Origin of the sequence: Dysgonomonas sp. PH5-45, from assembly GCF_029893235.1 — a bacterium.
Classification (GTDB): domain Bacteria; phylum Bacteroidota; class Bacteroidia; order Bacteroidales; family Dysgonomonadaceae; genus UBA1309.
Genome location: NZ_JARXWE010000043.1, coordinates 1 through 12,957 on the forward strand (window position 1 = coordinate 1; position 12,957 = coordinate 12,957).

11 protein-coding genes, 2 tRNA genes and 1 pseudogene are annotated in these 12,957 nt (G+C 35.5%); 6 read left to right on the forward strand and 8 right to left on the reverse strand.

Annotated features, from left to right (window positions below; all coding sequences use genetic code 11):
- Nucleotides 1-174: 174 nt before the first annotated feature.
- The 5 genes from M2132_RS11275 to M2132_RS11295 all read right to left on the reverse strand — a co-directional run bounded on the left by M2132_RS11275 (nucleotide 175) and on the right by M2132_RS11295 (nucleotide 4,498).
- A tRNA-Met gene (locus M2132_RS11275) sits at nucleotides 175-289 on the reverse strand.
- Nucleotides 290-385: 96 nt separating this feature from the next.
- Nucleotides 386-901, reverse strand: coding sequence for an outer membrane beta-barrel protein (locus tag M2132_RS11280; protein WP_280673615.1), 516 nt, complete (start codon nucleotides 899-901; stop codon nucleotides 386-388).
- A 65-nt stretch (nucleotides 902-966) separates the two neighbouring features.
- Nucleotides 967-1,389 (reverse strand): hypothetical protein, encoded by a 423-nt coding sequence (locus M2132_RS11285; RefSeq protein WP_280673617.1) that lies wholly within the window; start codon nucleotides 1,387-1,389, stop codon nucleotides 967-969.
- A gap of 37 nt (nucleotides 1,390-1,426) precedes the next feature.
- Nucleotides 1,427-1,753 (reverse strand): hypothetical protein, encoded by a 327-nt coding sequence (locus M2132_RS11290; protein ID WP_280673619.1) that lies wholly within the window; start codon nucleotides 1,751-1,753, stop codon nucleotides 1,427-1,429.
- An 834-nt stretch (nucleotides 1,754-2,587) separates the two neighbouring features.
- On the reverse strand, nucleotides 2,588-4,498 hold the full coding sequence (locus tag M2132_RS11295) for a hypothetical protein (RefSeq protein WP_280673621.1): 1,911 nt from the start codon (nucleotides 4,496-4,498) through the stop codon (nucleotides 2,588-2,590).
- A 646-nt stretch (nucleotides 4,499-5,144) separates the two neighbouring features.
- Between M2132_RS11295 and M2132_RS11300 the strand changes: the two genes are divergently transcribed.
- On the forward strand, nucleotides 5,145-5,693 hold the full coding sequence (locus M2132_RS11300; RefSeq protein ID WP_280673623.1) for a hypothetical protein: 549 nt from the start codon (nucleotides 5,145-5,147) through the stop codon (nucleotides 5,691-5,693).
- A gap of 49 nt (nucleotides 5,694-5,742) precedes the next feature.
- Here the strand turns inward: M2132_RS11300 and M2132_RS11305 are convergent, their stop codons facing one another.
- A complete protein-coding gene (locus tag M2132_RS11305) occupies nucleotides 5,743-6,942 on the reverse strand; it encodes a site-specific integrase (RefSeq protein ID WP_280673625.1) in 1,200 nt (399 codons plus the stop codon).
- 122 nt (nucleotides 6,943-7,064) lie between these two features.
- Nucleotides 7,065-7,138, reverse strand: a tRNA-Ile gene (locus M2132_RS11310).
- Nucleotides 7,139-7,315: 177 nt separating this feature from the next.
- Here M2132_RS11310 and M2132_RS11315 point away from each other — a divergent pair.
- The 5 genes and pseudogenes from M2132_RS11315 to M2132_RS11335 form a co-directional block, all read left to right on the forward strand.
- Entirely contained in the window at nucleotides 7,316-8,101 is a 786-nt protein-coding gene (locus M2132_RS11315) for a TIGR02757 family protein (protein ID WP_280673627.1), read from the forward strand.
- Nucleotides 8,102-8,330: 229 nt separating this feature from the next.
- Nucleotides 8,331-9,017, forward strand: a complete 687-nt coding sequence (locus tag M2132_RS11320; protein WP_280673629.1) for a succinate dehydrogenase cytochrome b subunit — start codon at nucleotides 8,331-8,333, stop codon at nucleotides 9,015-9,017.
- 29 nt (nucleotides 9,018-9,046) lie between these two features.
- Nucleotides 9,047-11,005 carry a fumarate reductase/succinate dehydrogenase flavoprotein subunit gene (locus M2132_RS11325; protein ID WP_280673630.1) on the forward strand — a complete coding sequence of 653 codons (1,959 nt, stop codon included), beginning with the start codon at nucleotides 9,047-9,049 and terminating at the stop codon, nucleotides 11,003-11,005.
- Nucleotides 11,006-11,043: 38 nt separating this feature from the next.
- Nucleotides 11,044-11,799: a succinate dehydrogenase/fumarate reductase iron-sulfur subunit gene (locus M2132_RS11330; protein WP_280673631.1), complete on the forward strand. Its 756-nt coding sequence runs from the start codon at nucleotides 11,044-11,046 to the stop codon at nucleotides 11,797-11,799.
- Nucleotides 11,800-11,876: 77 nt separating this feature from the next.
- A pseudogene (locus tag M2132_RS11335) lies at nucleotides 11,877-12,168 on the forward strand (transposase); the annotation flags it as partial.
- 114 nt (nucleotides 12,169-12,282) lie between these two features.
- Here M2132_RS11335 and M2132_RS11340 read toward each other — a convergent pair.
- Nucleotides 12,283-12,852: a hypothetical protein gene (locus tag M2132_RS11340; RefSeq protein ID WP_280673633.1), complete on the reverse strand. Its 570-nt coding sequence runs from the start codon at nucleotides 12,850-12,852 to the stop codon at nucleotides 12,283-12,285.
- Nucleotides 12,853-12,957: the final 105 nt, after the last annotated feature.

Genomic DNA, 12,957 nt, shown 5'->3' on the forward strand with positions numbered 1-12,957 from the left:
TGGGAGATATTAAGTTCTTTATGTACAGACTGGCGATGCTATATTCGTGATATGTGACAAGGTTTATCAACCGGGAAAATCCGCTGACCCCAAAATCAGCCCCAAATCCAGCCCCAGCAAAAAGAAACCCACTGATAAACTATTTGTTATCAATGGGTTTGCTGTTGTAAAATGTGGTCCCACCTGGGCTTGAACCAGGGACCCCCTGATTATGAGTCAGATGCTCTAACAAGACCTTAAAAACTCGGCAAAGCCTTCGTTTTCAAGGCTCCAACTGAGCTATAGGACCCTCCGTTACACTTATAAAATACCAGCGGTTTAACTCACGGTTTAACTAAGTTCATAAAACCAAAACTGATTAATAATTAATTTTATTCTCTCTTTATCAAAACTCTAATCCTATTTTAAATCCTGCTCCTAACATAATTCTTCTGAAAATTGAATTATCAATAGGATGGTCAACAGACCTTTCTGATTCTTGTGCAACACAGCTAACACTTAAATTCAAAACATATTTAGGAGATATAAAAATCCCAACGCCTAAAGATGGATTTGCATATATTCCGCATGATTGACCAACTGAATAGCCCGCTTTTAAATCAAAATAAGGGCTTACTTTACTATCTAATAAATTAAGTCTGATGTTAGCAAATAGAGGAATAAAAACTTCTTCTGCGTCCGAATAATAATCAAATCCTGCTCCACCACCTAAAAATATGTGAGGATTAAATTGATACCCATGCGAAGTAGATACATTGTAAGAAGTTCCTTTAGCATCTGTATCTCCTATATTAAAATGTGCTCCTAAATCGGCAAATCCTCTGTAACCTTTATTTCTGTTCTGTGAATAGCTTTGTGTTATTACAAACAATGTAATTAGTAGAAAAAATATTCTTTTCATTTTTTTTTCTTTTTACAGGAAAGGCAAACAATATTTCGTGCTTGCCGTTCCTTGTGTTCCTATTATCATTTTAAGCGAAAATAATTACCAAATTGATTACGATTAACTATTGTATATCTATTTTCAATATAGTTTCCCGTTTCCAAACTTGTAAATGATATGCTAATGCAAGGAGTTAATGTTCCATTAGAATTATCTGTATCACTTTTGTTAGTAACAAATGCTTTTCCTTCACTTTTGGAATAACTACTGCCATTGAGTACGTTATAATGACGAGAGCTAATTTCTCTTAGGGCAGGAACTCCAAATTCTGTAACATATACATCTGCAAATTTAATAGTATCAGTATAACCATAGTTGTGATAAGTAGCAACCCAAGTAGAATGAGCAAAATCTTCTAATGTGTATGTATTATCATTATCATCATCTGAACATGATACGAAAGTAACCGCTAATATTGCGATTAGTAATAATGTAATTTTTTTCATTTTTTATCTTTTTTAATTGTTAGTATCATTCTTGCATTTAGCTATACTTTAGTGAAAAATTTTCTCCTGTCATTCTTTCGAAATCTCTTATAAAATGAATGAATGCCATTTTTGCAGCCATCAATGATAAAGGTTGACCATCAACAACAACCTGTAATGTCATATTTTTAGACGTTGACATATTAGAACTCTTTTCGAATAACTTATTAACAGTATCTCCCATTCGGAAAATGTATGACTTTCCCGAAAAAGTAACCTCTTCATTTTTTCGATAGTCTTGAATTAACTTTTGCATTATATCATGTGCTTCATGTATTAATGCTTTTACTTCTCTTTCTTGTGTAGAATCTCCAAAAAATCCCATAACATATTTTGTATTAGTGTCTTTCCGTTCCCTCAAAAGACAAGTTATATAAAATAAGAAAGTGCAGGAACTGTTAAATTTCTTATCTGTCTAAGAGGTATCGCCAAACACCCACCGAACAAATGTAAAACAACAGTCCTGCACTCCTTTATCGTATACAAATTATATACAAACAGAAATGCAGGCGTTTGCTGTCTACTAAACTTGTTCGGTTTCTGAAAATTGGCGATTTTCTTAGACAAGAATAATATCTTTAAACGCTTTCTTTAATATGTGCTTCCGATTATCGACGCTTCGATAGCATCGGAATTAACACAAAGATAACAAAAGCGCATGATTGACAAATAATTGAATTGAGAAATTCCGAAAGCAAAATATCTTACGATAAAGCAGCTATATTTTTCAAATTCTTCATTTAAAAGATGAAATTGGTTGTAACTCTTATGTCTAAAAAGTATCGGTTTCGGAGTAGCCAATTTTTCTTTGGGACTCCGATAGTCTTTTTCTGTGCCGATTTGTGATTATTTTTTCTTTTTCTTTTCTCGTCTATTAGGAGGGACTTTAGAGGTACTCTGCTCCTGTGCCTATATATGTCTTTATCTTATGGGTAGGGGGTGTTTCTTCAAGTAAGGTATATTTTATGCGTGCGTATTACTATCGGATAATTTTTCTAAAAATCGGTTCTATATGACCCCTAACAGTTTTCTCTCCGTGCCTATATATTTTTACTAAATCAATACATATTCAATAAAAAACGGATAACTCCATTAATCAACATTTAAAATATTGAATATTTGAAGCTATCCTATTATAATTTGATAGTCGGATATTTTTTTATAAAATTTCTCCTATACCGCCCGAATCAGATTCTTCTCCGAACTCTGATTTATATTCTTTAATTCTATATATTGGTGGCTTTTTGTCATTGCTGGAAGCTGTCTTACAATATAATTTTATTGTAGTTTGTGTTACCTTAATATCTATTCCGTTCAAGCGATATAACTCCTCTATTAATAATTTCGTGTCGTCTTTGGTCGGGGTATCTTCGATATTGTAAACTTTTTTAATTTCATCCTGTATTGGTAAAAATAAATCTTTCTGTTTTTGCTCGGCTTTTGCTTTATTAAGAGCAGTTTTCAATTTTGAAACTTGTGTATATCCGATTCGTTCGATTTCTTTTTTACCCAAATAGTCGAAACAATCAATTATAAAATCGCCTGTTTCCTTATTTGTAATTTCTTCCCGTCTGAATCTTTCTTTAAATGGCTCAATATCGAAATTAGGGTTAATTTCTTTTTGATGAATAAGCCTTTCTAAATTATTGATTATTTGTTCTCTTTTCTCCTTTGCTGACTTTAATTTTTTCATTTCTAAAATATCAAAATCAATCGAAAACGGAGCATCGTAAATAATCGAATTTATATTGAAGTGGTTTGTATCTTGATATGCTTGTAATAATAATTGAGGGTCTGAATAATATCCTTTAACACGTTCTTCATTATATAAATTATCCTGTGAGAAATAATTATAATTTCCATTTTCGTCTAATAATTCGGAATAACTCAATAAACCTATATCTCGTAATATAATTTGTTTCTCAATATCCGTTGTTTGGTCTGTAATACTATCATTTAATAAATTATAGTTTCGCTTTTTCGCTTCAATCTCGGAATCTATTTCTTCTCTTGTTTTTATTTTTAAATGAGGATCAAAGTTTGTAATGTGAGTGATTGAGTTAAACGGGTTTTCTTCTCCGTGATATTTTTTATTTTTCCTAAATCGTCCGTAAATCTGTATTGCTTCCGTAAATGGGTCTATCATTGTATGATTAGCATCATACAAATTTGTAAGAATAAGTATATCGGGTTTTTGCTTTATCTCAATATCGACAGCCGAGAAAAAACGACAAGTAAAGAAGTTGTATTTTGCTAATGGGAACTCTATTGTATCTGATACATTTTTATAACCTTTTTCTTTTAACTTCTTTACGCTTTTATCAGAACAAAATACTTTTGATTCGTCTTCTAATTCTTGTGTATGTATCAACTTATCAATGCTATCAGTTTTATTTAAAAATATACAGATACATTCACTGTCTTTTAACTCCTTGAACTTCTTTAATATTTCGGTTTCGTATGTATTAGTAATAATAAGGTCTAAATCTTTTTTATAATCGTAAGTTGGTTTTACTTCTAATATTTTAAAATTCAGATTCTCAAATTCGGGGTGTGTCATGTTTAAAGTTGTAGCAGAAACAAACGCCTTATTTGTAAAACGAAAGAAATCGTTTATAGGTTGGGCAATACTATTTCTATAATCGACATCTTGAATTAACTTTTCGCATTCATCGAATAGACAGAAAAATGTTGAATAATATATATCTTCTCCCCATACATCCGTTATTGCTTTTCTTACTTTTTTATACCCCTCTGGAGTTGTAAGTATTTTCTTATACTTAATATCTTTATCTCGTATGTACTTCTTTATTTTCGCTTCCGTGCATTTCTCCCAAACAGCTAATAATTCGGGTTTATCTTTGGTTTTACCTAATATGACAGGAACATTCGGCTCTATTATTATTGAGTGCCTTTTAGAAATCTTATCGTTAATTTCCATATAGGTAGCACCCAAGCCTGGCAATGTCTTTTTTAATATTGTATTTGTCGGAATATTCGGATAGCCTTTATTTTTTAAGGCAGTAGTTAGCCATTCTCCTTTATTAATAGGTACTTCAATTATTTGCATGGTAATATTTTTGTTAAAAATGCAAATTAAGGTAAAATATTTAACACGGAGGATATATTAAAAATTTTCTTCTTATATATCCTTTTCCATTTTTTCTCCGTACCCACTTTATTAAAAAAAATATGTGTTTATCTGCAAAATTCGGAACAACAGATGTAAGTAGTCTTTAAAATATACTTGATATAATTTGTTCTGTTAATAATTAGCCTATTTTGGGTGTTTACTTGTATAAATACTTTTATAAATTTTTGTTTTTGTCTTTTCGATTTATTTTAATTATAAATGCTGAAATATTTTTTTGACAGAAATCATGTGTTTTAACTTGATAAGTTACATTAAAACATATGCGCAGATGTAATTATTATATAGAAATAGAGTGTTCTAATATAATTATGATATTGATTTATATGTTTCGCTATATTTTTGTTATGCAGTTATTTTTAATTGTTAAAATTAACATTATATTTGTAACACTTAATTCTGGTGTCGGTCGGGTGCGCAACTTCCCTAATTAGTTTTGAGTCCTCTAATTTGTTCCTGTTCGTTTAGTTGTAAAATAGCACAAAAATAGGATGAAATAACGTGCTGGTGGTTTATAAGGCTATTCACCCCATGTTTAAAATGGCTTAATTTTAAAAATTTATCTATGTCAGAATTTAACCCTGCAGTGGGTCAAACTGCCTCGCTTTCAGTTACTAATAACAATGGTAACAATTCATCTAATAATAGCACTAATACATCTAAGAAGAAGGGCGCGCGTAATCCTTTCTTGGAGCTTCTTAGAAAATCCAGAACGACATTTAAAAAGCAGATTGTTCGTAATGCTCAAATGAAGAAATCTGCGATTGAGCATACCCTCAAACTAAACGATAAGGATAGTGAAGAGGAGAGAAATGTTTTTTTGGCAAATTTTTACGATATGGTCGAATATCGACTATTGGACAGTAACCGATTTATCAAAGATTGTGCCCGTTTAGGCTTAACTGCTTTCAATGTCGCACAACACGTTGTCTTTGACGGAAATAAAAAACTTGACGAAGTTCTTACTTTCGGTTTAGAGAAAGCGTATGGTAATGAGATTTTTAAAATGAGAGAGTCTATTTTTACTAAACAAGAATTGGAAGCAAGTAAAATTCTTCCTGTTCAGTCAGATGGCTCTAATATTAGTACTGGTTTGGATGGACAAGCCGCATGACATTTGATTTTTTAAAGTGTGCCCCGCCAATTACGGCGGGGTTTTTTATTTACAACAAATTTTTCATTGCTTCATCAATTTGGCTATTTTCGAAGCTATCAAGGTAGATTTGAGTAACCTTTTCAGAACTATGTCCTAAAGATTCACTAATAATCGAAGTATTTACGCCCGAACGTTTTAAAACAGTTGCAAATGAATGTCTTGCAACATAGGTTGTTAAATCAATAGAAATATTTAATTCTTGACCAATTTGTTTAAGGCGTTTATTTATAATAGCTAAGACTTTATGAACTCTATTTGCTCTTTGTTGCTCCGTTTTATGAAATGAAGTGAAAATAGGGAACAAATAAGGATTGTCAGGATTTGAATACTTACCGATTAATTCACTTGCTTTTAGTTGTAACGGTATCTTTATTAACTTCTTCGTTTTCTTCCTTGTGTAAATAAGTCTATCCTCTATAATATTACTTTTTGTCAAGTGTGCTATATCGACAAAGTTTATACCGCCTGATAGATATGAGAAATAAAACAAGTCTATTGCTAAACGTGTGTATTCACTATCAGCATTGTAGTTTATTATTGCTTCAATATCTGATTTCTGAATTGCACGTTTAACCGTTTCTGTATGAAGTTTAGAGACTTTATAAACCTTAAACGGATAGTATTCTTGTTTAACAATATTCAGTTCTATAGCCTTGTTGAATATAGACCTCAATGTTCTGAAACGAACTCCTAAAGAATTATCGGATAATCCTTTTTTACGCAAAAATGCTTCGTATTCCCTTAGCCAAATAATATCTATTTCGGAAAAGTAAATATCAAGATGTGTATTAAAATCTAACATTGATACTAACAATTCCTTGTATATAGATGCTGTTTTCAGACGATTCTCTTGTCTTAGTCGGTCAATTTCAGAATTAAATAATTGCTGAACTGTATTATTAACAGTAGGTGCTTCAACTTTTTCAATTAGACTTGAGACGGTAAAGTCTTTGTTAATAGTCTTAAATTCAATTATTTGCCCCGAAAACTCTTTTGTCTTCTCTATGATTATAGTTTGTATGCTGTCTTTATTCGGACAATTACGTTTAGGTTTGTTCTTTTCAAAATCCCAAAATTGCGGTTGAATTGAGATACCTAAACTTTTATACTTCTTCTTATTGTTTTTGCAGATTCTTATCATTAACGGATGTGAACCGTCTGCAAGTGTTTTCGACTTGAATAATACGACATTAACTGTTGCATTCATTTGAGTTTTTGGTTTAACTCTTGGTTTAACTGAACATCGAAAAGCCGTGTTTAAACTATAGTAAAATGGTAGTATATAAAAAACAGAAAGCACCTACTTTATTGTAAGTGCTTCATTTTCTGTGGTCCCACCTGGGCTTGAACCAGGGACCCCCTGATTATGAGTCAGATGCTCTAACCAACTGAGCTATAGGACCTGATTTTCGGAGGTTATCCCGAAATCGGATGCAATATTACTGCTTTTAGTTGAATTGTGCAAGAGCAAAGCTAAAAAAATAAAGCCCCAGTTGTTCATCTATTCAATGGTTTAGTAGCTATAATTGTTGATTATTACTACTTTTGATTCAGAAAAGAGCTAATCAAAAAAAAATAAAATGACCGAAAAAGTATTTGATAAAAAATATCTTCTGGACAAGAAATCCGAACAATACAACACGACAAAGTTCATCGAAAACGATCCCATTTCCATCCCCCACAGTTTTTCGTTGAAGCAAGATATCGAAATCATGGGATTTTTCGCATCCATATTCGCTTGGGGTCAACGGCAAACAATAATAAACAAATGCAAAGATTTGAGCCTGCGGATGGATAACGCCCCTTTTCAGTTCATAACACAGCACAGGGATACCGATTTGAAGCGATTGCTGGCATTTAAGCACAGAACGTTTAACGACACTGATTTGCTATATACAATACAATTCTTAAAGCATCACTATTTAAGGGAAGATAGTTTAGAAACGGCATTCTTCCCCCAACAGAACATGAGTGTTGAAGAAGCCCTGAACCACTTTAAAGCTTACTTCTGCTCCCTACCCTCCTTTATGCAAAGAACCGCCAAGCATATTTCTTCTCCCTCCCAAAAGTCAGCTTGCAAAAGGCTGAACATGTACTTGCGGTGGATGGTAAGAAAAGATAACAAAGGTGTTGATTTCGGGTTATGGCAGCGAATCGCACCTAAAGACCTTATATGTCCTCTGGATGTTCATGTGGAACGGACTGCCCGCATGCTGGGGCTACTAACCCGAAACAAACCAGACTGGAAGGCTGCTATCGAATTAACCAAAAACCTGACTATTTTAGATCCAAACGACCCCGTCAAATATGACTTTGCTCTATTCGGCATATCTATCGAAGAAAAATGTATAATAAACCTATCGTAACAAAAAATAACAAAGCCTCACAATCTTCTTCCTCAGATTGCTTTTAAACATAAAAAAGTACAACATTTCTTTCTTTTAATAAGAGATTTAGATTAATTTTGCGGTGCTGTAACGAGGGGGTTATCGAAAGATACAATCGTTCTTTGCTTTTGCTTATCCGGCAACAAGCTCACAGAGAATTGACAAAATACAATTTAAACTATTTAATATAACTAAAAACTATTAATTTATGAGTTGGTTACTTAAATCTTCCATTGGGCGCAAATTCATCATGGCTTTGTCGGGCTGTTGTTTGGTTTTGTTCCTTTTGTTCCACATGTGCATGAACGTTGTGTCGATCATCTCAATAGAAGCTTACGAAGCTATCTGTGGATTTTTGGGTACAAATTGGTATGCTGTTCTGGCTACAGGAGGTCTTGCCCTGTTGTTCATCGTACACATCCTGTATGCATTGTCTTTGACACTTAAAAACAAAAAAGCTCGCGGCAACGACAGTTATGCGATGTCATCGTCTTTGTCGAGTGTTACTTGGACTTCAAAAAACATGTTTGTTCTTGGAGTGGTTGTATTAGTTTTCTTGCTTTTGCACCTTTACGACTTCTGGTTCAAAATGATGTTTGCCGAGTTGTTCAATCTGCACGACATCGTTGTGCTTCCCGAAGAAGTTGGCGGACACATGGCTATGTTGTTTGGCAGCCCTGTTAAAGTGGCTCTTTACTTCATTGGTATCGTTGCTCTTTGGTTGCACCTTACACATGGTGTTTGGAGTATGTTCCAGTCAACAGGTCTTAATGGCAGAACTTGGTATCCAAGACTAAAATGTATCGGTAACATTGTAGCTACAATCATTTGCCTTGGCTTCCTTATTGTACCGATTTTCTTCCTTGCTAAGCATTTCCTTTGTGGAGCTTGTTAATTAACTAACGATTAAAAGAAAAAATAGATATGACTACTATCATAGATCCTAAAAAAGATTCGAAGGTTCCAGAAGGTCCTTTGGCCGAAAAATGGACAAACTATAAAGGTAACCAAAAGCTTGTAAACCCGGCCAACAAACGTCGTCTCGACATTATCGTTGTTGGTACAGGTCTTGCTGGTGGTGCCGCTGCTGCATCCCTCGGAGAAATGGGATTCAACGTAATGAACTTCTGTATTCAGGATTCTCCTCGCCGTGCGCACTCTATCGCTGCACAAGGGGGTATCAATGCTGCTAAAAATTATCAGAACGACGGTGACTCTGTTTACCGCCTATTTTACGATACTATTAAAGGAGGTGACTATCGTGCTCGTGAATCGAACGTTCATCGCTTAGCCGAAGTTGCTAACAATATTATAGACCAATGTGTGGCTCAAGGTGTTCCTTTTGCCCGCGAATACGGAGGCTTGCTCGACAACCGTTCGTTCGGTGGAGCGCAGGTGTCTCGTACATTCTATGCTAAAGGACAAACCGGACAGCAATTGTTGTTGGGCGCATATTCATCATTGAGCCGTCAGGTTGAAAAAGGAAGTGTTAAACTGTACACTCGCTACGAAATGGTCGACCTCGTTATTATCGATGGTCGTGCACGTGGTATTTTGGCTCGTAACCTTGTTACAGGCAAAATAGAAAGATTCGCGGCTCATGCCGTAGTTATCGCCACAGGTGGATACGGAAATGCTTTCTTCCTATCAACTAATGCTATGGCTTGTAATGGTTCTGCAGCTATGCAGGCTTACAAAAAAGGAGCTTATTTCGGAAACCCTTGTTTCGCTCAAATTCACCCAACCAGTATCCCTGTTCACGGAGAATTCCAATCGAAACTGACATTGATGTCAGAGTCGCTTCGTAACGATGGTCGTATATGGGTTCCTAAGAAAAAAGAAGACGCAGAGGCTATACGCGCAGGAAAATTAAAACCAACTCAAATTAAGGAAGAAGACCGCGACTACTATCTTGAGCGTCGCTACCCTGCTTTCGGTAACCTTGTGCCTCGCGACGTTGCTTCTCGTGCTGCCAAAGAAAGATGTGATGCCGGATTCGGTGTTAACTCAACAGGATTGGCCGTATACCTTGACTTCTCGTCAGCTATCCAACGCTTAGGAATAGATGCCGTTAGAGCAAGATATGGTAACTTGTTCCAGATGTACGAAAAAATCGTTGACGATAATCCATACGAAACTCCTATGATGATATTCCCAGCCATTCACTATACTATGGGTGGACTTTGGGTAGACTATGAGTTGATGACTTCAATACCGGGCTGTTTCTGTATCGGTGAGGCAAACTTCTCTGACCACGGAGCTAACCGCCTTGGAGCATCAGCATTGATGCAAGGTTTGGCCGATGGATATTTTATCCTTCCATATACTATCCAAAATTATTTGGCCGATCAAATTTCCGTGCCTCGTTTCAGTACAGACCTTCCAGAGTTTGAACAAACTGAAATTGAGCTCGACAAGAAAATTGCCAAGCTGATGAATATAAAAGGAAAACGTTCTGTTGACTCTTTGCATAAAGAACTCGGACATATCATGTGGGAATACGTAGGTATGGCTCGTACTAAAGAATCGTTAGAAAAAGCAATCGAAGAACTCAAAAAAATCAAGAAAGAATTCTGGTCGAACGTTCGTATACCGGGCGAAGCAAATTCCTTGAACATCGAGTTGGAAAAAGCTCTTCGCGTAGCCGACTTTATCGATGTGGGTATGCTAATGGCTCTCGACGGACTGAACCGAAACGAATCTTGTGGTGGTCACTTCCGTGAAGAATATCAAACTCCGGATGGTGAAACCCTTCGCCGAGATGACGAATACTCTTATGTTGCTTGTTGGAAATACATGGGCGAAGAACAAGAGCCTGAACTAATTAAAGAACCACTCGATTACGAATTTGTGGTTAGACAACAACGTAACTATAAATCTTAATTGTGCGATTGATTAAAAATTTAGTAAAAGAGTAAACAATGGACAAAACAATAAATATAACGCTTAAAGTTTGGCGTCAGAGAGGTCCTAAAGAAAGAGGAGCTTTCGAATCATATAAATTAGATGGAATTTCAACAGATAGTTCTTTCCTTGAAATGCTTGATATTTTGAACGAAAAACTTATCAACGAAGGAAAAGAGCCTGTGGTTTTCGATCACGACTGCCGCGAAGGTATTTGTGGTATGTGTAGCCTTTATGTTAACGGACACCCACACGGGCCAGACGATAGCATAACAACTTGCCAGTTGCACATGCGCCGGTTTAAAGATGGCGAAACAATCACTGTTGAACCTTGGCGTTCGGCCGGATTCCCCGTTATCCGCGACTTGATGGTAGACCGTACGGCTTTCGATAAGATTATACAAGCCGGTGGATATACTTCAATCAATGTTGGTGGAGCGCAAGATGCTAATGCTATCCTTATACCAAAAGAAGCTGCCGACGAGGCTATGGACTCTGCCTCTTGTATCGGTTGCGGAGCTTGTGTTGCTGCTTGTAAAAACGGATCGGCAATGTTGTTCGTTTCGGCAAAAGTAAGCCAGTTGGCTTTATTGCCTCAAGGACGTGCCGAGGCTGCAAGACGTGCCAAAGCTATGACTGCGCGTATGGACGAACTTGGTTTCGGTAACTGTACAAACACAGGTGCTTGCGAAGCTGAATGTCCTAAAAACGTTTCTATCAGCAATATTGCTCGTCTTAACCGCGAGTTCCTGAAAGCTAAGTTCAGAGACTAAGTATAATAACATTTATAGAAATGAGGCTGTCCCAAAAGTGGATAGCCTCTGTTGTATTTGGTCGATTCGTTGAACACTGGTCCTATGCCATCCGTTTGTGGCGCAATAATTGGGATGAATTGACCTCATTCTATGACTTTCCCCTTGAAATCCGTAAGATTATTTACACCACTAATCTGATTGAGAATCTGAATGGAAAAATCAGGAAATACACTAAAAACAAGCTCTCATTTCCTACCGATGATGCCCTCAGAAAATCTGTTTATCTGGCTATTGCTGAGATTGAAAAAATGGATATAGCCCATACACAATTGGGGGCTGATACTCAATCAATTTTTGGTTATCTTTGGAAAAAGAGTGAACCTGTAAAAAGAAAAATTCCTTCAAACTCCCCGTTGTTTTGGGGAGAATTTGAAAGAATTTATATGATAATTATTCAACCGTGTAGTTGATATTTACACAAAATTTAGGACAATACCTATTTTATTTAAATAGGATATCATTTTTGTCTCTAAATTGTTCGGTTTCGTTTAATAGGCATAATATTTGCGCAGCCAACTCTTTATTGTCTTTATCTGAAACTTCCGATTTGTGATCTTTATCATTTGTAGCCATTTCTATACTCGCAATTCCTGTTTCTTGTATTTTCTTCAGATTTTCAAAAGAAATGGTATACGAATTAAGGACAAAACTAGATTTTATCCCCATGTTTTCTATCGTTTTTGCGGTGCTCTCCAATTTATTTTTTAATATAATCTCAGTACCATCGCTCAATGTTAAGTACAACTTATTTCCTTCGGCTGTATCTAAATTCTCATTCCCGGCAGATAGTTTCATCAATAATACATAGTCTCCCGAAATGTATTCTGTCTTTAAGAATGCAAAGCTTGAAGTGAAGAAAAATTTACTTGTGAACTTTTTATTAATCATCCTTTCGGGAGTTATAACTGTAACCGAACCATCTCTACGAACATCATTTTTTTTGAATTTACATTTCTGAGCAAACGCAGGTGTTGTCATAGCAAGGCATAAGATAAGAATTGCCCCTTTCATTAGCTTTTTCGGGTCAGCGGATTTTCCCGGTTGATAAACCTTATCACATATCACGAATATATCCTATCTTTGTGGGCATGAATCCCGAGAAGTTATTAGGAGCTA